At 63.3% G+C, this 21,031-nt stretch carries 19 protein-coding genes; 4 read left to right on the forward strand and 15 right to left on the reverse strand.

Going from position 1 to position 21,031, the window contains the following annotated elements; all coding sequences use genetic code 11:
* Positions 1-416 precede the first annotated feature (416 nt).
* Together NCR98_RS02150 and NCR98_RS02155 are read left to right on the forward strand one after the other, a co-directional pair.
* Positions 417-1,097: a FadR/GntR family transcriptional regulator gene (locus NCR98_RS02150; RefSeq protein WP_350029495.1), complete on the forward strand. Its 681-nt coding sequence runs from the start codon at positions 417-419 to the stop codon at positions 1,095-1,097.
* A gap of 442 nt (positions 1,098-1,539) precedes the next feature.
* On the forward strand, positions 1,540-2,553 hold the full coding sequence (locus NCR98_RS02155) for a DedA family protein/thiosulfate sulfurtransferase GlpE (RefSeq protein WP_244827051.1): 1,014 nt from the start codon (positions 1,540-1,542) through the stop codon (positions 2,551-2,553).
* A gap of 86 nt (positions 2,554-2,639) precedes the next feature.
* Here the strand turns inward: NCR98_RS02155 and NCR98_RS02160 are convergent, their stop codons facing one another.
* The 14 genes from NCR98_RS02160 to NCR98_RS02225 all read right to left on the reverse strand — a co-directional run bounded on the left by NCR98_RS02160 (position 2,640) and on the right by NCR98_RS02225 (position 17,738).
* Positions 2,640-3,569 carry a DMT family transporter gene (locus NCR98_RS02160; RefSeq protein WP_250525400.1) on the reverse strand — a complete coding sequence of 310 codons (930 nt, stop codon included), beginning with the start codon at positions 3,567-3,569 and terminating at the stop codon, positions 2,640-2,642.
* A 336-nt stretch (positions 3,570-3,905) separates the two neighbouring features.
* Entirely contained in the window at positions 3,906-4,292 is a 387-nt protein-coding gene (gene gloA / locus NCR98_RS02165; RefSeq protein ID WP_244827053.1) for a lactoylglutathione lyase, read from the reverse strand.
* A 124-nt stretch (positions 4,293-4,416) separates the two neighbouring features.
* Positions 4,417-5,298, reverse strand: coding sequence for a M48 family metallopeptidase (locus NCR98_RS02170; protein WP_244827054.1), 882 nt, complete (start codon positions 5,296-5,298; stop codon positions 4,417-4,419).
* A gap of 91 nt (positions 5,299-5,389) precedes the next feature.
* A complete protein-coding gene (locus tag NCR98_RS02175) occupies positions 5,390-6,163 on the reverse strand; it encodes a lysophospholipid acyltransferase family protein (protein ID WP_250525401.1) in 774 nt (257 codons plus the stop codon).
* Between the two features lie 25 nt (positions 6,164-6,188).
* Positions 6,189-6,749 carry a D-glycero-beta-D-manno-heptose 1,7-bisphosphate 7-phosphatase gene (gene gmhB, locus NCR98_RS02180; RefSeq protein ID WP_244827056.1) on the reverse strand — a complete coding sequence of 187 codons (561 nt, stop codon included), beginning with the start codon at positions 6,747-6,749 and terminating at the stop codon, positions 6,189-6,191.
* Positions 6,746-8,845, reverse strand: coding sequence for a glycine--tRNA ligase subunit beta (gene glyS / locus NCR98_RS02185; RefSeq protein ID WP_250525402.1), 2,100 nt, complete (start codon positions 8,843-8,845; stop codon positions 6,746-6,748). The genes gmhB and glyS overlap by 4 nt, the downstream gene beginning before the upstream one ends.
* 17 nt (positions 8,846-8,862) lie before the next feature.
* Positions 8,863-9,879 (reverse strand): glycine--tRNA ligase subunit alpha, encoded by a 1,017-nt coding sequence (gene glyQ / locus NCR98_RS02190; protein WP_250463120.1) that lies wholly within the window; start codon positions 9,877-9,879, stop codon positions 8,863-8,865.
* A 253-nt stretch (positions 9,880-10,132) separates the two neighbouring features.
* The gene (gene lnt, locus NCR98_RS02195) at positions 10,133-11,797 is read right to left on the reverse strand and encodes an apolipoprotein N-acyltransferase (protein WP_250525403.1); all 1,665 of its coding nucleotides are present in this window, start codon (positions 11,795-11,797) and stop codon (positions 10,133-10,135) included.
* Between the two features lie 84 nt (positions 11,798-11,881).
* Positions 11,882-12,787 carry a CorC family transporter gene (locus tag NCR98_RS02200; RefSeq protein ID WP_244827060.1) on the reverse strand — a complete coding sequence of 302 codons (906 nt, stop codon included), beginning with the start codon at positions 12,785-12,787 and terminating at the stop codon, positions 11,882-11,884.
* A 193-nt stretch (positions 12,788-12,980) separates the two neighbouring features.
* Positions 12,981-13,658: a gamma-glutamylcyclotransferase gene (locus NCR98_RS02205; RefSeq protein ID WP_244827959.1), complete on the reverse strand. Its 678-nt coding sequence runs from the start codon at positions 13,656-13,658 to the stop codon at positions 12,981-12,983.
* A gap of 35 nt (positions 13,659-13,693) precedes the next feature.
* Positions 13,694-14,155, reverse strand: a complete 462-nt coding sequence (ybeY, locus tag NCR98_RS02210; protein ID WP_250463125.1) for an rRNA maturation RNase YbeY — start codon at positions 14,153-14,155, stop codon at positions 13,694-13,696.
* A gap of 4 nt (positions 14,156-14,159) precedes the next feature.
* Positions 14,160-15,245 (reverse strand): PhoH family protein, encoded by a 1,086-nt coding sequence (locus tag NCR98_RS02215; RefSeq protein ID WP_250463127.1) that lies wholly within the window; start codon positions 15,243-15,245, stop codon positions 14,160-14,162.
* A gap of 21 nt (positions 15,246-15,266) precedes the next feature.
* Entirely contained in the window at positions 15,267-16,646 is a 1,380-nt protein-coding gene (miaB, locus tag NCR98_RS02220; protein WP_244827063.1) for a tRNA (N6-isopentenyl adenosine(37)-C2)-methylthiotransferase MiaB, read from the reverse strand.
* 120 nt (positions 16,647-16,766) lie between these two features.
* On the reverse strand, positions 16,767-17,738 hold the full coding sequence (locus NCR98_RS02225) for a LysR family transcriptional regulator (protein ID WP_459909435.1): 972 nt from the start codon (positions 17,736-17,738) through the stop codon (positions 16,767-16,769).
* Between the two features lie 103 nt (positions 17,739-17,841).
* Between NCR98_RS02225 and NCR98_RS02230 the strand changes: the two genes are divergently transcribed.
* The gene (locus tag NCR98_RS02230) at positions 17,842-18,219 is read left to right on the forward strand and encodes a VOC family protein (protein WP_250525405.1); all 378 of its coding nucleotides are present in this window, start codon (positions 17,842-17,844) and stop codon (positions 18,217-18,219) included.
* Positions 18,220-18,238: 19 nt separating this feature from the next.
* Complete coding sequence (locus tag NCR98_RS02235; RefSeq protein WP_250525406.1) at positions 18,239-19,420, forward strand: MFS transporter; 1,182 nt, start codon at positions 18,239-18,241, stop codon at positions 19,418-19,420.
* Here NCR98_RS02235 and glpK read toward each other — a convergent pair.
* The gene (gene glpK, locus NCR98_RS02240; RefSeq protein WP_250525407.1) at positions 19,417-20,913 is read right to left on the reverse strand and encodes a glycerol kinase GlpK; all 1,497 of its coding nucleotides are present in this window, start codon (positions 20,911-20,913) and stop codon (positions 19,417-19,419) included. The genes NCR98_RS02235 and glpK overlap by 4 nt on opposite strands.
* Positions 20,914-21,031 lie beyond the last annotated feature (118 nt).

Here is a 21,031-nt window from a genome sequence, read left to right on the forward strand (position 1 = left end):
AAGGCGGAAAGGCGGAAAGGCGGAAAGGCGGAAAGGCGGAAAGGCGGAAAGGCGGAAAGGCGGAAAGGCGGAAAGGCGGATTGGCGGATTGATGGATTGGCGGAATGGCGGAATGGCGGAATGGCGGAATGGCGGAATGGCGGAATGGCGGATTCGCTAGGTGTTGGATGGTGAGTTGGCGTAGTGGGAGTCGTGAGTGGCTTGATGGTTAAGTGACCAAGGTGCGAGGTGAAACAGCAGAGTGGCGAAGTCGCGGATCGGTGCACGAGCAGTCGGATGGTGGAGTGGTGGAGATATGGCGACGCTCGCGCATGCCCCATCCGCTATCCATGCAAAGCCGCTTCGGTTCCAAGGAAACCGCTTCAGCACACTCGGCCAATGCCCGATAATCGTGCGCAAACGAGCAGGAGAACGAGATCATTCATCGCGATTTACACGGCCGCGTCGCTCACGAACTCGGCATGGCCATTTTGCGCGGCGATTTCGCGCCGCAGACTTCGTTGCCGCGCGAGGCCGAATTGATGGAGCGCTTCGGCGTGAGCCGCACGGTGCTGCGCGAGGCGCTGCGCACGCTCACATCTAAAGGGCTGATCGAATCGCGGCCCAAGGTCGGCACGCGCGTGCGCGCAAGGGACGCGTGGAATCTGCTCGATGCCGACATGCTCGACTGGTACTCGCGCGTGGCGCCGCCGCTGCAATTCGCGCTCAAGCTGCAGGAGATGCGCGAGATGATCGAGCCATACGCAGCCGCGCTCGCCGCTGACAATCACGAAGCGCAGACGCGCGAGCGGCTCACGCGCGCGCATCAGGCGATGGTCGGCGCGCAGAACGTCGACGAATGGGTACGCGCCGATCTGGATTTTCATTTGTGCGTGCTGGCCGCCTGCAGCAACGAGTTGCTGATTCCGCTTGGCGCGCTGATCGAACGCACGCTGGAAGGCCAGCTTCGGCTGAACGCGAAGCGCGCGGAGGTGTACAACGCGTCGCTTGCCGAACACACGGCGGTGTTCGATGCGATCATCGCGCGCAATGCTGGCGCCGCTCGCCGCGCAATGGCCGATCTGCTCGGCGTGACGCGGTCGCGGATCGAGAGTTGAGGCGTGCGTCGGTGGATCATCGTGCGCGATGCCGCACGACGCACGACGCACGACGCACGACGCACGACGCACGGCGCACGACGCACGGCGCACGACGCACGGCGCACGGCGCACGCCGGCCAATCGGCTTTGGCGTGACGCAATCGCGGATAGCAGACAGCAGATCGAGGCGTACATCGGAGGCATGAACCATCTGTCCTGCGACCTCGGCATGTGTCGTCGCCAAACCGGCTGGCGTTCATCGGCAAGAAGGCAATGCGCGCCTTCTTCCTCGCACATCACACCGCAGTGACAGCGCCACGCACGCACGACCCAAACGCCCCGCTGACACCGCTACATTCAGGCAAACCATTCACGATCGCGATAAAGTGGAGCCCTTGCGCACCGCACCGAAAGCACGCCCGCATCGAAGAACCGTGCGCTAGCTCGTGAAGGAGTTTGAATGCCGCACGTCCCGACTTCGCTTGCGTCGTCGTGGGGCGCGTGGGCCGTGTTCGTCAGCGTCCTCGCGACGCAACTTGGCGTGCCGGTCCCCGCCGCGCCGATGCTGATTCTCGCCGGCTCGCTCGTCGCGTCCGGCGAGTCGTCCTTCTGGCCGATGCTCGGCGCGGCCGTGCTCGCGGTGCTCATCGCCGATTCGCTCTGGTTCGCGGCAGGCCGTCTCTACGGCCGACGCTTCCTCAACTCGCTGGTGCGCTTCTCCCTCTCGATCGACTCCACGCTGCGCACCGCGCGTCGCTGGTTCGAACGCTTCGGCGTGCCGCTGCTCGCGTTGTCCAAGTTCGTTCCCGGACTCGGGCTCGTGTCGGCGCCGCTGCTAGGCACCACGCAGATCGACGTGCGCGTGTTCGTGTTGTGGGACTTGATCGGCGCGACCGCCTGGGCCAGTTTCTGGATTCTGGGCGGCGCGGCGCTGCAGGAGCAGATCGCGCGCCTCGTCGTGCTGGTTCGCGCGAACGGCGCGACCGTGATCGATATTCTCGTGCTCGCGGGCGTCGGTTTCATTCTGTATCGATGGGTGCGGCGCGTGCAGTTTCACCAGTGGCTGGAGAAGTATCACATCACGCCCGACCAGCTCGACGCCATGATGCAAAGCGATACGCCGCCCGTCATCTACGATGCACGGCCAATCGACATACGTCGCAAGGAGCCGTATCGCATTCCGGGCGCGGTCGCGCTGGATCTCGATTCCCCCGGCCGCGTCGATCAGTTGCTGTCGGAGCACGAAGTCGTCGTGTATTGCGTCTGCCCGAACGAAGCGACGGCCAAGTCTATCTCGCGTCGGCTGCGCGCCAAGGGTTTCACCAACGTGCGTCCGCTCAAGGGCGGCCTGGACGCGTGGGAGAAGCACGGCTATCCGATCGAATCCATTCCGCCGGAAAAGCCGCACGTCGATACGCACGAAGACAGCGACATGGACGACATGGTCACGATCCGCGCGACGGCGCCCGAGTAATCGAAACTCGGGCGGTCCTGCCGCGCCGGCTTACTCGGGTGGTAGCCGCAAGCGCCCATGCTCCAGGTCGGCGCTCGAATCGAAACTCAAGCGTTCCCGCCGCGCCGGTTGACGAGCGCGATGCCCGCAAGCACCATCGCCGCGGCGACCATGAAGCGCGCGGTGAAGTGCTCGCCGAGCAGCAATACGCCGAAGGTCACACCGAAAATCGGCGTCAGAAACGAAAATACGGAGAGCCGAGACGCCATATAGCGCGTGAGCAGCCAGAACCAGGTCAGATAGCTCACGAACGCCACCACCACGGCCTGATAAACGAGACTTGCGATAGCGAGCGGCGGCAGCGCGTCGACATGAGTTTGTCCGGTGACGGCCGCGAGCGCGAGCAGCATGACCGCCGATACCGCGAGCTGATAGAAGAGCGTCTTGCTCGCACTCGTTCGCGAGAGTGACGAGGCGCGCACGACGACCGTCGTCGCGGCCCAGAAGAGGCCCGCCATGACGCCGAGCGCATCGCCTGCGATGCCGCGCAAGGTCGATGCGCTTTGCGGCGCGCCGTGCAGAAAACCATCCGCAAAGGCAAGCGCCATGCCGCAAAACGCGAGCATGATGCCGCACCACTGCGTGCGCGCAAGCCGCTCGCCGGCGACGAACCAATGCAGGCCAAGTGCGGTGAAACAGGGCGCGGTATAGAGAAAGACGGCCATGCGCGAGGCTGTCGTTAGACTCAGGCCGAAGAAAATGCAGACGAATTCACCGCCGAACAATATGCCGGCAAGGATTCCGGCGGGCAGGGTATCGTCGCGCTGAAAGAGCGGCACGCCGCGCGTGCGCGTCCAGATCAACACCAGAAAAGTGGCGATGAGCGAGCGTACGCCCGCTTGCAGCATCGGCCGAATGAAGCTGTTTGCTTCCTTGATGGCGACTTGCTGAAAGCCCCACACGCCGCACAGCGCAATCATCACGGCGACGGCCGTGAGGTCGGGCGCGCGGCGCAGGGCGAAAGAGGATGTGCTCATGTTCACGCATCGACGTCGCACTGTTTTGGAGCGTCGATTGTGCCAGCGAAGTGGCGGCGCTGCGCGTGAAAAACCAGAAGTAGCACGACGGTGATGCGAAAGCGTGACCGGCCTTACGTTCGAGCGCGATGATTACGGCCGGCTTAGCCGTGGTCGGTCGTGCGCCCACAGCCTGACGTTCGAACACGCCGAGTTCGGCTTGACGACAAGCGCCGTCGTGCGCAAGCGCACGTCGTTTGGAAGCGGTAAGCACGGTCTGCTTGAGCAAACGGCATCACTTCGCCGCTTCCGATTGCCGCAATTGCCCTAAATCGAACGTCCAACGTCGGACGTCGATCAAGAATGTTTTTCGATCAACTCGACCTTGTACCCGTCCGGGTCTTCGACGAACGCGATCACCGTCGTGCCGCCCTTCACCGGGCCGGCTTCGCGCGTGACCTTGCCGCCGGCTTCGCGAATACGGTTGCACGCGTCGGCGGCGCTGTCCACTTCCAGCGCGATATGACCATATGCCGTGCCCATCTCGTACTTCTCGACGCCCCAGTTGTAGGTCAGCTCGAGCACGCTGGTCTCGCTCTCATCGCCGTAACCGACGAAGGCGAGCGTGTACTTGTACTCGGTGTTCTCGCTTTGACGCAGCACTTTCATGCCAAGAATGCGCGTATAGAAATCGATGGAACGTTGCAGATCGCCGACGCGCAGCATCGTGTGAAGGAGTCGCATGGTGGGGTTCCTGTTGTTTGATTGCGAAAAGACGACACGCCCGGTTCGTTTTTATCGATTGGTCGGGCGGCGCGGTTCTCGTCTCGAATTGTACCGGGCACCCGCGGCGCGCGCTGACGGGCGCTCAAAGCGCGGGCAGCAGATCCGGCGGATGATGCTTGAGCGTATGCCGGGCTTCGCGGAACTCGGGAAAGATGGATTCGACGGTCTGCCAGAAACGCGGACTGTGGTTCATCTCGCGCAGATGCGCAAGCTCGTGCGCGACCACATAGTCGATGATCGACATCGGAAAATGAATGAGCCGCCAGTTCAGGCGAATCTTGCCATCGCTCGAACAACTGCCCCAGCGCGTCGCCGCCGACGAAAGCGCATACGCCCGGTATTCCACGCCGAGCTTTCGTGCATAGACCGCGAGCTGCTCGCCGAAGATGCGCTTCGCTTCGCTTTGCAACCAGCCTTGCACGCGGTCCTTGATCTGCTGCGCATCCGCGAGTGCGGGAAGCGGCACACGCAGCACGCCGGTCTCGTCATCGAACGAAAGCGATCCCGCGCCCGCATTCAGCGCCACGCGTATGGTCTTGCCGAGATACGGAAACTGCGCGCCGTCTTTCCAGTCGATGCGCGGCAACGCGCGCTCTTCCACACGCGTCTGCCATTCGGTCAGCTTCTTGAAGATCCAGCTTTGCTTGCCGCCGATCGCGCTTTCGATATCGGCGATCGTCACCCAGCGCGGCGCGGTGATGGTGAGTCCGGTGCCATCGATGCAAAAGCCGATGGTGCGCCGCGCCGACCGCTTCAGCCGATAGTCGAGCGCGCGCGCACCCAGGACGATGCGGCGCTGACGCACGCCTTCCGGCAGTGGTGCGCTTGAAGGAGGAACTTCGCCGCGCAAAGGCGCGGGCGCCGTGGATGGCGCACAGAACTCGGGCGCATGCTCGAACGGCAGATCGAGTTGCAGGGTATCGAGCGCGACGGCGGGGCGCTGTCGCGAAGGTTGCTTCTGCATCGGCTCGGCTTTGCGCTCCCGGCGCAGGAATGACGAGAAGAACGAGAAAGGCACGCCGCGGCTCGATCGGATGCGAATGCGAACGACCGCGTCAGCGGCCAGCGCCCGCCGCGCCAGGTTCACCCGGTCGCACGTCGGGCGTCGCATAAGCGAGCGGATCGATGCGGCGCATCTCCATTTCGATCCAGCTCTCGACTCGCGTGTTCACTTCCTCGGGTGTGAGTCCGGCAGTGTCGATCGGCTGGCCAATCGACACCGTGACTATACCCGGATATTTGATGAACGAATTACGCGGCCAGAGCCGCCCCGCGTTATGCGCGATAGGCACGACCGGCGCGCCCGTCGCCACCGCGAAGCGCGCGCCGCCCGTCTTGTACTTGCCCTGCGTGCCGGTGCGTGTGCGCGTGCCTTCCGGAAACATGATGACCCACGCGCCTTCGTCCATGCGCGCACGGCCTTGCCGCGCGACGGAAACGAACGCATCGCGGCCTTGCTTGCGGTCGATATGCACCATCTTCAGGAGTCCGAGCGCCCAGCCGAAGAACGGCACATAGAGCAGCTCGCGCTTGAACACATAGCAGAGCGGACGCGGCATGAGCGCCGGAAACGCGAGCGTCTCCCAGGCCGATTGATGCTTCGACAACAGCACCGCCGGACCATGCGGCAGATTCTCCATGCCGACGATATCGTAGCGAATGCCGACCAGATAGCGCAACACGACGATGGTCGACTTGCACCAGCCGGCCGCCATCCAGTAACGCTTGTCGGCCCGCATGAAGGGGAACGCGATGAAGCACGCGGTCGCGTACGGCACGGTGTACGCGACGAAGTAGAGCATCAACAGCAACGAACGGATGAAGCGCATGGAAGGTCAGTGATGCGGCGGCCGGTCAGTCACGATGCCGCGCGAGATAGTCGAGCGCAAAGGCGCGCAAATCCTTGTGAACGCTTAAGCCTTCGGGCAGATTGCCTTCCGCGAGCGTAATCGGTCCCTTGCCGGTCAGAACGAGATGCACGGGAAAGCCGAGCGCCGCGCCGGCTTGCAGGTCGCGCAGCGAGTCGCCGACGACCGGCGTGTCTTCCGGGTCGATCTCGAAGCGCTCGATGATCTGCTGCAACATGCCAGGCTTCGGCTTCCTGCAATCGCACTGGTCTTCGGCCGTATGCGGACAAAAGAAGATGGCGTCGATACGCCCGCCGACTGCCGCCGCCGCGCGATTCATCTTCTGATGCATGGCGTTGAGCGCGGCCATGTCGAACAGGCCGCGCCCGATCCCCGACTGATTCGATGCGATCGCCACGCGAAAACCGGCCTGATTCAGCCGCGCGATGGCTTCGAGACTGCCGGGAATGGCGACCCATTCGTCCGGCGACTTGATGAAGGCATCGGAGTCGACGTTGATGACGCCGTCGCGATCGAGAATGACCAGTTTGCGATTCATCATCGTCATGCGGCCAGTTTGGAGATGTCCGCGACGCAGTTCATCTGCTGATGCAATGCGTTGAGGAGCGCGAGGCGGTTGTTACGCAACGCCGCGTCTTCCGCGTTCACCATCACGTCGTTGAAGAATGTGTCGACGGGAGCGCGAAGGGCGGCGAGCGCGGTCAGCGCTTCGGTGTAGTTGCGTGCGGCGAGCTGGCTCTGCACGCGCGGCGTGACACTTTCGATTTGCGCGTAAAGGTCTTTCTCCGCAGCCTCGACGAGCAGTTCCGGGTTGACCGCCGTCGGCACGCCTTGCTCGGACTTCCTGAGAATGTTCGAGATGCGCTTGTTGGCCGCCGCGAGCGATGCCGCCTCCGGCAACGAGGCGAATTCACGCACGGCATCCAGACGCGCGACGATGTCGTCGAGACGCGTAGGATTCAGGCTCAGCACGGCGTCGATTTCGCTCGCGTTGAAGCCGCGTTCGCGCAGAAGACCACGCAGACGATCGAGGAAGAACGCGTAGATTGCTTCGGTCGAATCCGCGACTTGCGGCATGCCGGCGAATTGGCGTTGGGCCGCGTTGACGAGCTCGCGCAGGTCGATCGGCATCTTCTTTTCGAGCAGGATGCGCAGCACGCCGAGCGCATGACGGCGCAGCGCGAACGGATCTTTCTCGCCCGTCGGCGCAAGGCCGATGCCCCAGATGCCGACGATGGTTTCCAGCTTGTCCGCGAGCGCCACGGCGCAACCGACGCCGGTGGACGGCGTGTCGTCGCCCGAGAAACGCGGCTGATAGTGCTCCGAGCATGCGAGCGCCACTTCCTCCGGTTCGCCGTCGTGGCGTGCGTAGTACGTGCCCATCGTGCCTTGCAATTCGGGGAATTCGCCGACCATGTCGGTGAGCAAGTCCGCCTTCGCAAGACGCGCGGCGCGGCGCGTGAGCGCGGCATCGACACCGACGAGCGGCGCGATCTCGCCCGCGAGCGCTTCGAGACGCTCCACGCGCTGCAAGGCCGAGCCGAGCTTGTTGTGGTAGACGACGTTCGCAAGTTGCGGCACGCGGTCTTCGAGGCGCTTCTTCTTGTCCTGCGTGAAGAAGAACTTGGCATCGGCGAGACGCGGACGCACCACGCGCTCGTTGCCTTCGATGATCTCGCCGGGCGTCTTCGTATCGATATTGGAGACGATCAGAAAGCGCGAGCGCAGCTTGCCGTCCTGGTCCGTGAGCGCGAAATATTTCTGGTTGGTCTGCATCGTGAGGATGAGACATTCCTGCGGCACCTGCAGGAACTCGTCGTCGAACCGGCACTGATACACGACCGGCCATTCGACCAGCGCGTTCACTTCGTCGAGCAGCGCTTCGGGCATCACGACGCGATCTTCACCCGCGAACGCCTGCAACTGCGTGCGAATGGATTCGCGGCGGTCGTCGAAATTGGCGACGACATGGCCCTTGGTGCGCAGCGTTTCGGCGTAGTCGTCCGCGCGAGCGATCGCAACGAAGCCTTCCGACATGAAGCGATGACCGATGGTCGTGTCGCCCGCATCGACGCCGAGCGCGCTGACCGGCACGATATCGCGGCCATGCAACGCGACCAGACGCTGCACCGGACGCACGAACTGCACGCTCGCGCCGTCCGGACGTTGATACGTCATGACCTTTGGAATCGGCAACTTGGCCAAGGTTTCGTCGAGCGCGGCTTGCAAGCCTTCGGTGAGCGTTGCGCCCGGCGCCGCGTAGCGCAGGAAGAACGCTTCGGCCTTGCCGTCCTGCGCGCGTTCGAGTTCGCCAATGGGGAAGTCGGGAAAGCCGAGCGCCGCGAGCTTCTTGGCGAGCGGCGGCGTGGGATTGCCGCTCGCGTCGAGCGCGACGGTCACGGGCAGCACCTTCTCGCGCACCTGCTTTTCCGGGGCGACGTTGCGCACGTTTTCGATCAGCACGGCGAGCCGGCGCGGCGTGGCGTATTTTTCGAACGAAGCCGCGCCTTCGATCAGATCGCGCGCGGCCAGACGCTCGACGATGCCTTCGGCGAAAGCGGTGCCGAGACGCGCGAGCGCCTTCGGTGGCAGTTCTTCGGTCAACAGCTCGACGAGCAGAGAAGCGGAAGTGGATTGCGTCATTGTTCTGTCGTCTCTCGTCAAGCTTGTTCGGTGTTGCCGGGATTGCTTTCGACTTTCAACGCGGGCGCCCAGGCGGGACGCGCCGCTTCCTCGCTGTCGGTGATGAGCCCGGCTGCGGCGTGCACGGGATTGCCGAGCATCGGGAAGCCGAGCGCTTCGCGCGAATCGTAATACGCCTGCGCGACGAGTCGTGACAACGCGCGGATGCGGCCGATATACGCCGCGCGCTCCGTCACGGAAATGGCGCCGCGCGCATCGAGCAGATTGAATGTGTGGCCGGCCTTGAGCACGAGTTCGTAGGCGGGCAGCGCGAGCTTCGCTTCGATCATCTTCTTCGCTTCGGCTTCATAGCTGTTGAAGAAGGTGAAAAGCAGATCGACGTTCGCGCGTTCGAAGTTATACGTGGACTGTTCGACTTCGTTCTGGTGATAGACATCGCCATACGTAAGGCGCCGCAGTTCGCGGCCATTCGGGCCGTCTTCCTGCCATTCGGTCCAGATGAGGTCGTAGACGTTATCGACCTTTTGCAGATACATCGCGAGACGTTCCAGACCGTAGGTGATTTCGCCGAGCACCGGCTTGCAGTCGAGACCGCCTGCTTGCTGGAAGTACGTGAACTGCGTGACTTCCATGCCGTTCAGCCAGACTTCCCAGCCGAGACCCCAAGCGCCGAGCGTGGGATTTTCCCAGTCGTCTTCGACGAAGCGCACGTCGTTCTGCTTCAGATCGAAGCCGAGCGCTTCTAGCGAGCCGAGGTAGAGATCGAGGATATTTTCCGGCGCGGGCTTGAGCACCACTTGATACTGATAGTAGTGCTGCAGGCGGTTCGGGTTCTCGCCATAGCGGCCGTCCTTGGGGCGGCGCGACGGCTGCACGTAGGCGGCACGCCACGGTTCCGGGCCGATGGCGCGCAAAAACGTATGAACGTGCGAGGTGCCGGCGCCGACTTCCATGTCGATCGGCTGAAGAAGCGCGCAGCCCTTGTCGTTCCAGTAGGACTGCAGCGTCAGGATGATTTGCTGAAAGGTGAGCATGATTGCCTTTGATGCGGACCGGACGCGGCCGTGGACGCAGACGTCATGGTGCTCGTGACGGCACGGACCCGAGGCTCGGCGGAATACCGAAACTCTCAATTCTAGCGTATGGCGGGGTGGGGGAGCTTGCGTATGGGTTGCCGAGCGCGGATAAGGTGTCGGACCGATCCCATGCGCGGTGAGCCTTCGCGTGACTCGGCAGCTTGGATCGATGCGGCGCGCGCACCGGCATGAGCGCATGCCGCAGTCGCATTTACGAGCGTTTTCTCCCCGGCGCAAACGCAAATGCCAACGCCAGCAACAACAGCGAAACGGCAATCACGGTGACGTTCCCGCTCGTCACATAAGGCGTGCGCCCCGACATTCCCTGCACCGTCGCCTCCAGCACGCCTGTCGTGAACGTCGGCAGACGCGAGACGATATCGCCGTTCGCCGCGATCACCGCGGTCATTCCCGTGTTGGTCGCGCGCAGCATAGGCCGGCCGGTTTCGATCGAACGCATGCGTGCGATCTGCAAGTGCTGGTCGAGCGCGATCGTATTGCCGAACCACGCGAGATTGGTCGAGTTCACCAGCACGCCCGCAGGCGCTTCCTGCTCGCGGATCGTATGCGCGATCTCTTCGCCGAAGATGTCCTCGTAACAGATATCGACGGCTACGGGCTGGTTATGCACGAAAAACGCCTTCTGCGCGATCGGCCCGCGCGCGAGATCGCCGAGCGGAATGCCCATCAGTTGCACGAACCAATGAAACCCGAGCGGCACGAACTCGCCGAACGGCACGAGATGATGCTTGTCGTAGCGATAGACATCGAGCGTCCCCGGCGTGATGCCGAAAAGACTATTCGTGAAGTCGGTCACGCGGCCATCGGGCAGAACCGTTACGCCAATTGCACCGAACAGGATCGATGACTTCGTATTGTCGGCGAAGCTGCGAATCTTGGCGGCGAAATCATGCGGCACCTGAACAGCCAGTACCGGCAGCGCGGTTTCGGGTGTCACGATGAGATCGGCGGGTTTCTCCGTGATGAGCCGCTCATAAAGCGCGAGCGATGCATCCACGCCCGCCTGTTCGAACTTCATCTCCTGTTTGACATTGCCTTGCAGGAGCCGCACGGTGAGCGGCGCGTTGGCGGGCGTCGTCCATTGCACGGGCGAGAGCAGCATGCCGGCGACGATCAGAGCGAGCGCAACCGCGCCCGGTACAAAACGCGCAGCGCGCGCTCGGCTGACTTGATAGACCGTTTGAACGATCAGCGCGGCGACGAGCGCCAGCACCCATGCAACGCCATATACACCGACGACCGAACCGAAGCCCGCGAGCGGTCCATCGACTTGCGCATAGCCGCTTGCGAGCCAGGGAAAGCCCGTGAACACGAGCCCGCGCAACCACTCGCCGATAGCCCACGCGCTCGCGAAGGCGAACGCGCCGTGCCAGGTGGGCACGTAGCGCGACGCGGTTTCGATATCTTGCACCGTGGCCGCGTCTTCATCGCCGAAACGCGCGCGCCCTGCGACGAGCGCCCAAAGCGCGCTCGATAACGCCGGATACATCGCGAGATACAGGCAAAAAAGCGCGACGGCGGCCGCCGCGAGCGGCGCGGCCATGCCGCCGTACACATGCATGCTGACATAGAGCCACCACACGCCCGTGACGAAATTGCCGAAACCGAACGCCCAGCCGGTTGCCGCCGCGCTCTTCCAACTGGTCGCGCGTGAGAGCCACGCGAAGAACAGCGTGAAGAGCACGAGCTCGATCCAGCCGCCATGCGGCGTCGGCGCGAACGAAAGCGTGTTGGCCGCGCCGAGCACGGCGGCCACGAGGTAATGCCAGAAGGGAAGGGCGCGGGGCGTATTGCCGGTTGCGGATTCAGATGCCGCGCGTCGGCGCGAAAAAAGACGGAACGATGAGTCGGTCATGGAATACGTGGTTGACGGCGGAGCCGTGCGGGAGCGGAGGCGTGGTTGTGGTTTGCGATCGAGACTTTATCAATCGCGCACCCCTCAATCCCGCAGCTCATCCTCGTCATCGGCATCATGCCGGCGATGCTGCGCCACGCTCGGCACGCGCCTCACGAGCAGCACGTGAATCTGCCGCGCATCGCCACGCAGTATCTCGAACACGAAGTCGTCGATGCGCACCTTCTCGCCGCGATGCGGCACGCGCCCGAAACGATGCGTGACGAGCCCGCCGATGGTGTCCACTTCCTCGTCGGAAAAGTCGCTGCCGAATTGCTCGTTGAATTGTTCAATGCCCGTCAGCGCGCGCACCCGATACTTTCCGTCCGGCGACGCGATGATATTGCCCGCTTCCTCGTCGAAATCGTATTCGTCCTCGATATCGCCGACGATCTGCTCCAGCACGTCTTCGATGGTGATGAGGCCCGCGACGCCGCCGTATTCATCGACGACGATGGCAATGTGATTGCGGTTCACACGAAAGTCGTGCAGCAGCACGTTCAGACGTTTCGATTCCGGAATGAATACGGCGGGGCGCAGCATGCCGCGCACATCGAACTCTTCTTCCGCATAATAACGCAGCAAATCCTTCGCGAGCAGGACGCCGATGATGTTGTCGCGATTGCCCTCGAACACCGGATAGCGCGAGTGTGCTTTTTCCAGCACGAACGGAATGAATTCCGCGGGCGTTTCGGCGATGTTGATGGCGTCCATCTGGGCGCGCGGCACCATGATGTCGCGCGCGCAGAGATCGGACACCTGAAAGACGCCTTCGATCATCGAAAGCGAATCGGCGTCGAGCAGGTTGCGTTCGTGCGCGTCCTGCAGCACTTCGAGAAGCTCGTCGCGCGACTCGGGTTCGTGCGAGATGAAGTCGGTCAGGCGTTCGAGCAGCGAGCGCTTTTCCGGCGGTTTTTCGGAGTGTCGTCGACTGGGATAGGGTTCGTTCATAGCGGAGCGCCCGGGAATGCCCGGGCGCGTTTTAGCGGAAAGTTAAGCATACACCAAGGAAAATAGCGGCCGGGGTGAAGCGGCGCGCGCTTCTCCTGCGAAGGAGATGCTAGCCGAGAATTATGCGAGATGTGTGTCTCGTGCGCGGATTGGCCATCCGGACGATCTTCGTACGATGCCCGAGCGCGCGCCTTCACTCCGCGTTTTGCCCCTTGCAGCGCCGCAACAGCGCTTCCAGCGCGCGGTCCGGCATGCCGCTTTCGCGCAGCGCCACGACCGTGCGGCTCACGTAATCGAGCGTCGTGCCATAACGGCCGCTCGCGCAGCCGAGCACGGTCCGAACGATCGGGTCCGCGAGCTTGCCCGTGTACGACACCACGTCGCGACGCATCACGAAGGCAAGCGCATCGACGCGCCGGCCGTCGATCAGCGTGCACGGCAGCCACGCGGGACGGTATGAGCCCATTGCCATTTCGCGTCGCCAGAGTACTTCGAGATGTTCGTGCGCCTCGGTTCCGGACAGGCGAAACGCCATGCCGGTGCACGAGCCGCCGCGATCGAGCGCGAGCACGAGGCCCGGCTGTTCCGGCGTGCCGCGATTCACGCGCGACCACAAGTAGAGCCCGCGATGATACCCATGCACCTTGCCGCGCACGGCTTCGAGCGTCGGCAAGCCGGGGTTCCAGATGAGCGATCCATAGCCGAAAAGCCAGATGTCGGATTTGCCGTCCCAATCGGCGAAAGTCACCGCGCGCGAGGCGGCGAGCTCTTCGTCGGTGAGCAGCGCGGAGTTGCCCAGCACCGGCGGATAGTCGGGGCACGGCGTGGCGGGTTCGTAAAAGGGCGTGGGTTCAGGCGTCTTGTCGTTCACGGCGCGTGGCAAGGCATCTCGATGAAGACCGGGGATCAGACGAGCGGCACGTAGGGATCGGTGAAACCCAGAGACTGCATGATATCCGTCTCGATGGATTCCATCTCTTCCGCCTCGCTTTCGACCTCGTGGTCATAGCCTTGCGCATGCAGCGTGCCATGCACGATGAGATGCGCGTAATGCGCGGCGAGCGGCTTGCCTTGCTCGGCGGCCTCGCGCTCGACGACCGGGCAGCAAAGAATGAGATCGCCGGCGACCGGATCTTCTTCCGACTCGGCATAGGCAAAGGTCAGCACATTGGTCGCGTAATCCTTTTGCCGATACGTCCGGTTCAGCATGCGGCCTTCTTCTTCATCGACGAAACGCACGGTCAATTCGGCGTCCGCGAAGAGCGAAGCCTTGATCCAGCGCGCAACCGTCGCACGCGGCAACAGCGCCTTGTGCGACGGATACGCTTTCGCGGCAGGAAACTGCAGCGTCAAAGTGAGGCGAGGCATGACTTCACTCGGACCTTTGCCGCGCTTCCGCGATTGCCGCATCTTTCTGCGATTGCGCGTCGTAAGCCTCGACGATACGCGCGACCAGCGGATGGCGCACCACGTCCGCCGACGTGAAGTGCGTGATCGCGATGCCGCGCACTTCCGCCAGCACATGCTGCGCTTCGATCAGGCCGCTCTTGTGTCCGCGCGGCAAATCGACCTGCGTGGTGTCGCCGGTTACGACCGCCTTCGAGCCGAAGCCGATACGCGTGAGGAACATCTTCATCTGTTCCGGCGTGGTGTTTTGCGCCTCGTCCAGAATGATGAACGCGTGGTTCAGCGTGCGCCCGCGCATGTAGGCGAGCGGCGCGATTTCGATCATCTGGCGCTCGAACATCTTGGCGGTCTTGTCGAAGCCGAGCAGGTCGTAGAGCGCGTCGTAGAGCGGGCGCAGATACGGATCGACCTTTTGCGCGAGGTCGCCCGGCAGGAAGCCGAGCCGCTCGCCCGCTTCCACGGCGGGTCGCGTAAGCACGATGCGCTTGACCTGATCGCGTTCGAGCGCGTCCACCGCGCAGGCGACCGCGAGATAAGTCTTGCCCGTGCCCGCCGGCCCGATGCCGAAGGTCACGTCGTGCGCGATGATCTGCTTCAGATAATCGCGTTGCGCGGGCGTGCGGCCGCGCAAATCGGCGCGGCGCGTGTAGAGCTTGGGACCGTGGTCTTCTTCGTCGCCCAGGTCGATGGTGGCGCTGGGTTCGTCGAAGGGATGGTCCGGATCGCCGCGAAAACGCGGATCGATCGGCGCTTCTTCTTCCTTCGCCTTCGCGCGGCGCGTTGCGTGGCGCGCTTCGACCAGCGCGAGCTGGATGTCGTCCACCGAGAGCGGATCGCGCGCGCGGTTGTAGAAGTTTTCGAGCGCGGTAAGCGCGACCTTTGCGCCACGGCCGCGAATGGCGATCTTGTGGCCGCGCCGCGAAAGCGTCACGTCGAGCGCCTGCTCGATTTGCCGCAGGTTCTCGTCGAGCGGGCCGCAGAGGTTGGCGAGCCGCGCGTTGTCATCGCGCGGAGCGGTGAATTCCAGATGCTGCTGAGGAGCGTTCTTCAAGGCGAAGGGGGTGTCCTTAACTTAGTTGGCCAACTCGGGCGTCGCCGCCGTATCCGGCGCGAGCACCAGTGCGCCGCGCAACGAGTGCGGGTACGCGTGATTGATCTCGACGTCGATCATTTGGCCGATCAGGCGCTTGTGAGCCGAAAGCGGCGCCGGGAAATTGACCACGCGATTGTTCTGCGTGCGCCCGGCGAGCTCGCTCGGGTCCTTGCGCGACGGGCCTTCCACGAGAATACGCTGCACCGAGCCGAGCATGGAATTGCTGATCTTGACGACGTTTTCCTCGATAGTCGCCTGCAAATGTTGCAAGCGCTTGAGCTTGACTTCGCGCGGCGTGTCGTCGTGCAGATTCGCGGCGGGCGTGCCGGGACGCGGGCTGTAGATGAACGAGAAACTCGTGTCGTAGCTCATCTCGTGAATGAGCGCCATCATCTTGTTGAAATCGTCTTCGGTTTCGCCGGGGAAGCCGACGATGAAATCCGTCGATAGCGAAAGGTCCGGGCGAATGGCGCGCAGCTTGCGGATCACCGATTTGTACTCGAGCACGGTATAGCCGCGCTTCATCGCCATGAGAATGCGGTCGGAACCATGCTGCACCGGCAAATGCAAATGGCTCACGAGCTTCGGCACCTTGGCGTAGGTATCGATGAGGCGCTGCGTGAATTCCTTCGGATGCGACGTTGTATAGCGAATGCGCTCGATGCCCGGCACTTCCGCGACATACTCGATGAGCGTGGCGAAGTCGGCGATTTCCTGCGAACCGAGCGTCAGCGCGCCGCGATAAGCGTTCACGTTCTGGCCGAGCAGCGTGACTTCGCGCACGCCCTGGTCGGCCAGGCCGGCGATTTCGGTGAGCACGTCGTCGAGCGGGCGCGAGACTTCCTCGCCGCGCGTGTAGGGCACGACGCAATAGCTGCAATACTTGCTGCAGCCTTCCATGATCGATACGAACGCGCTCGGGCCTTCGACGCGCGCGGGCGGCAGGTGATCGAACTTTTCGATTTCCGGAAACGAGATGTCCACCTGCGCGCGGCCGGTCGAGCGGCGCTTGTCGATCATGGCGGGCAGGCGATGCAGCGTTTGCGGACCGAACACGAGATCCACGTAAGGTGCGCGCGAAACGATGGACGCGCCTTCCTGGCTCGCGACACAACCGCCTACGCCGATCAGAAGATTCGGGTTTGCTTCCTTCAATTCGCGCACGCGGCCGAGGTCGGAGAACACTTTTTCCTGGGCCTTCTCGCGCACCGAGCAGGTGTTGAACAGGATGACGTCCGCATCTTCAGGCGTGTCGGTCTTGACGAGCCCTTCCGCCGCGCCGAGCACGTCGACCATCTTGTCGGAGTCGTACTCGTTCATCTGGCAGCCGAAGGTCTTTACATATACTTTCTTGGTCATGAATGGTCGCCGGTCGCAGTGGTTAACCTGGGGGCGCTAAAAGAGATTGAGAGGGTTTTGCGCGTGAGTGCCGCGCTTTTGCAGCAATCTGCACGGCTTCTACTTGTAATTAGGCCGATATTATAGCTCTGGCGACAAATCCTGACGAAGCCCGACGCGCTCGGGCGGATACGCCAGATCGCCAAGCAGTTCGCCCGTGGTCGTCTCGAAGCGTCCGATCAGAAAATCCAGCAGCACGCGCACGCGCGGCGCCATATATCGATTGGCGTGGAAGAGCGCGTGTACGGGCGCTTCGTGCGTGCACCAGTCGGGCAGAATCAGCTGCAGCGCGCCCGAGCGCACGTCGGCGGCAATGTCCCAGATCGACTGATGCGCGATGCCATGTCCCGCCAGCGCCCACGCGCGCGCGATTGCGCCGTCGTTGGTTTCCCAGGCATCGGCGACGGGCAAGGTGTAGGAATAGCGCTCCTCGCCGCGCACGAAAGCCAGTTCGTTGAGGGTTCCCGCAGCGGTGAAAATCACGACGAATTGGTGCCCGGTGAGTTGGGCGGGCGTTTGCGGCACGCCTTTGCGCGCGAGATAGTTCGGCGACGCGCACAGCACGCGCCGATTCGGCGCCAGCGAGCGTGCCGCGAGCCCGCTGTCCGGCGGCGCGCCGAAGCGAATCGCCAGATCGATTTCCTCCTGCAGCAGATTCGACACCGAGTCCGACAGCGTGAGTGCGAAGCTCACGTCCGGATGCAGGCGGCTGAAGTCGTCGAGCCAGCCGCGCAGCATGTGCCGGCCGAAATCCGACGTCGCGGAAATGCGGACTTTGCCGCGCACGCGATTTTGCCCGGCTTGCAGCGCCGCTTCGGCGTCGTCGATAGCCTGCAGCGCGATACGGCAATGCTGCAAGTACAGCCGCCCTTCGTCCGTCAGGCGCAATTGGCGCGTGGTGCGCTCGAAGAGCCGCGCGTGCAGCGCTTTTTCCAGCTTGATGAGCCGCGCGCTCGCCGCCGCTGGCGACAAGCCGAGTTTGCGTCCCGCCGCCGACAGGCTGCCGAGCGTGGCGGCTTCGGTGAAAAGGCGCATGTCGCCTAGCCGATCCATTGTCATCTTCAAATCCGGTTTGACAATGATTCAAAGGCTAGCCCAATTATCAACGACGCGCCATGCGGTCACAATCGGTCCAACTCGTTTCAGGTTCAACGCCATGCAACTCGATCACGTGACTATCGTCGCGCCGGACTGCGATTCGATGATGCGTTTCTTCGTCGATATCGCCGGGATGTCGGTGGGTCCGCGACCGCCATTCGGTGTGAGCGGCTACTGGCTGTATCTCGGCGCGCGGCCGGCCGTGCATCTGATCGCGAAGGGCGATGCGTCTGTCGCCGCGCACCCCGATGCGACGCGCATCGACCATCTCGCGCTGCGTATCGACGACGAAGCCGAGTGGCGCACGCTCATCGACCGTCTCGAATGTCGCGGCTACGCCTATCGGATCGCGGAAGTGCCGCTTGCGCGCGAACGTCAGCTTTTCGTGCGGCTTGCGCCGGGCGTGGTTGTCGAGTTCGTGACCGCGCGCCATTGATCTATTTCGGAGCATGACCATGCCTTTACCTCTTCTCGCGCTGGCGATCAGCGCGTTCGCCATCGGCACGACCGAGTTCGTCATCATGGGCTTGCTGCCCAACGTCGCACGCGATCTTTCCGTGTCGATTCCATCGGCAGGGCTGCTCGTCACGGGCTATGCGCTCGGCGTGGCAGTCGGCGCGCCGCTGCTCGCCGTGCTTACGAGCAAAATGCCGCGCAAGCTCGCGCTGCAATTGCTGATGCTCGTGTTTATCGTCGGCAACGTGTTTTGCGCGCTCGCACCGAACTACGGTTTGCTGATGATCGCGCGCGTCGTGACCTCGTTCGCGCACGGTTCGTTCTTCGGCATCGGCGCGGTGGTCGCGGCGTCGCTCGTGCCCGCCGACAAGCGCGCGAGCGCCATTGCGCTCATGTTCACCGGCCTCACGCTCGCGAACGTGCTGGGCGTGCCGTTCGGGACGTTCGTCGGTCAGGAACTGGGCTGGCGCGCGACGTTCTGGATCGTCGCCGGTCTCGGCTTGCTGTCCGCGCTCGGCGTGACCGCGCTCGTGCCGAATCGTCACGATGCGGCACCAAGCGGACTCGGCCGCGAAGTACGCGTGTTGCGCGACCCGCAGGTCTGGCTCGCGCTGACGATGACCGTGCTCGGCTTCGGCGGCGTGTTCGTCGTGTTCACGTATATCGCGCCGATTCTCGAACAGGTCGGCGGCTTCTCGCCGCGCGGCGTGACGCTCGTGCTCGTGCTGTTCGGCATCGGGCTTACGGTCGGCAATACGATTGGCGGCAAGCTCGCGGACCGCGCGTTGATGCCTTCGCTGATGGGCATTTTGCTGGCGCTTGCCATCGTGATGGCCGTGTTCGCGAAGACGAGCCACAGTCAGGTCGGCGCGATCGTGACGATCTTCGTCTGGGGCATCGCGGCGTTCGCGACGGTGCCGCCGTTGCAGACACGCGTGGTCGAGAAGGCGAAGGACGCGCCCAATCTTGCTTCGACGTTGAACATCGGCGCGTTCAATATCGGTAATGCGGGTGGCGCCTGGCTCGGCGGCGCGGTGTTGACGCATGGTTATGGGCTCGATGTGTTGCCTTGGGCGGCGGCGATGGTCGCAGTGGCCGCTCTTGGGGTGACGTGGTTCGCGGCGCGCTTCGATGCGCCGCAGGTCAGGTCGGGGGTGAAGGCGGCGGATTCGAATGCTTAACCATCCGCCCACGCCTTCGCCGCCTTCACCGCCCGCTGCCATCCCGCGAGAGACGCCTCGACATCGGCGGCGGGCATCGTCGGTGTGAACTGCCGCTCAAGTTGCCACTGCGATTTCAGCTCGTCGATATCCTTCCAATATCCGACCGCGAGCCCCGCGAGATAAGCCGCGCCAAGCGCGGTCGTCTCGGCGATACGCGGTCGCACCGCATCCACACCCAGGATGTCCGCCTGAAACTGCATCAACAGATCGTTGGCGCAAGCACCGCCATCCACCCGCAATTGGGCGATGCGTATGCCCGAATCCGCTTCCATCGCGCGCAAGACATCGACCGATTGATAAGCGATCGAATCCAGCGCCGCCCGCGCGATATGGGCGGAAGTCGTCCCGCGCGTCACGCCGAACAGTGTGCCGCGAGCCCGCGCGTTCCAGTGCGGCGCGCTCAAGCCAGCGAAAGCGGGCACGAGATACACGCCATCGCTATGCGGCACGCCGCGCGCAAGGGCTTCGACGTCACTCGCGCGGCGAATTAGTCCCAACCCGTCGCGCAGCCATTGCACGACCGCGCCCGCAATAAAAATACTGCCTTCGAGCGCATAGTTCACCGTATCGCCGATTTGCCAGGCAATCGTCGTCACGAGATTGTTGCTCGACTCGATCGGCGTTTCGCCCGTGTTCATCACGAGGAAGCAGCCGGTGCCGTAAGTGTTCTTCACCATGCCGGTATCGATACACATCTGGCCGAACAACGCGGCATGCTGGTCGCCGGCAATGGACGCGAGTGGAAGATCGGCCGCGAACACGGTGCCCTGCGTCGTGCCATACACCTCAGATGAACTACGTACTTCCGGCAGCATGCTGCGCGGTATCTCGAATGCATCGAGCAGTTCGTCGTCCCAGCGGCGCGCGTGGATGTCGAACAGCATGGTGCGCGACGCATTGGTGATGTCGGTGACATGCAAATCGCGCCGCGTGAAATTCCACACAAGCCAGCTATCCACCGTGCCAAACGCGAGCCGTCCCTGCTTCGCCTTGTCGCGCGCGCCTTCGACGTTATCGAGAATCCAGCGGATCTTGCTCGCCGAGAAATACGCGTCGATGGGCAACCCCGTCTTCGCGCGCACCATGGTTTCGAGTCCGCGCGCCTTGAATTCGTCGCACAGCGAGGCCGTGCGCCGGTCTTGCCAGACGATCGCGTTATAGATCGGCTTTCCCGTTTCCCGATCCCACACGATGGTCGTTTCGCGCTGATTCGTGATGCCCACCGCCGCAATCGACGACGCGCTCAAACCCGCCCGCGTCACGGCTTCGGCGGCGACGCCCGCCTGAGTCGACCAGATTTCCTGCGGATCGTGCTCGACCCAGCCCGCTTGCGGATAAATCTGCTGAAACTCCTTCTGCGCCACCGAAACGACATTGCCATTCCTGTCGAACAGCATGGCCCGCGAACTGGTCGTGCCCTGGTCGAGCGCGAGGACGTACTGATCCTGCATGTTCATCTCCGGAAAGTGCACGGATCGGCGTGCTTGTGAAATCGAGCGATGCCGTGCGAGGTCTGCATGCGCAATCTATCGGACGCGCGGCATGCGTACAACCTGGCCGGATGGCATA

The organism is Caballeronia sp. GAWG2-1 (assembly GCF_023631405.1).
In the GTDB taxonomy this organism is placed as follows: domain Bacteria; phylum Pseudomonadota; class Gammaproteobacteria; order Burkholderiales; family Burkholderiaceae; genus Caballeronia.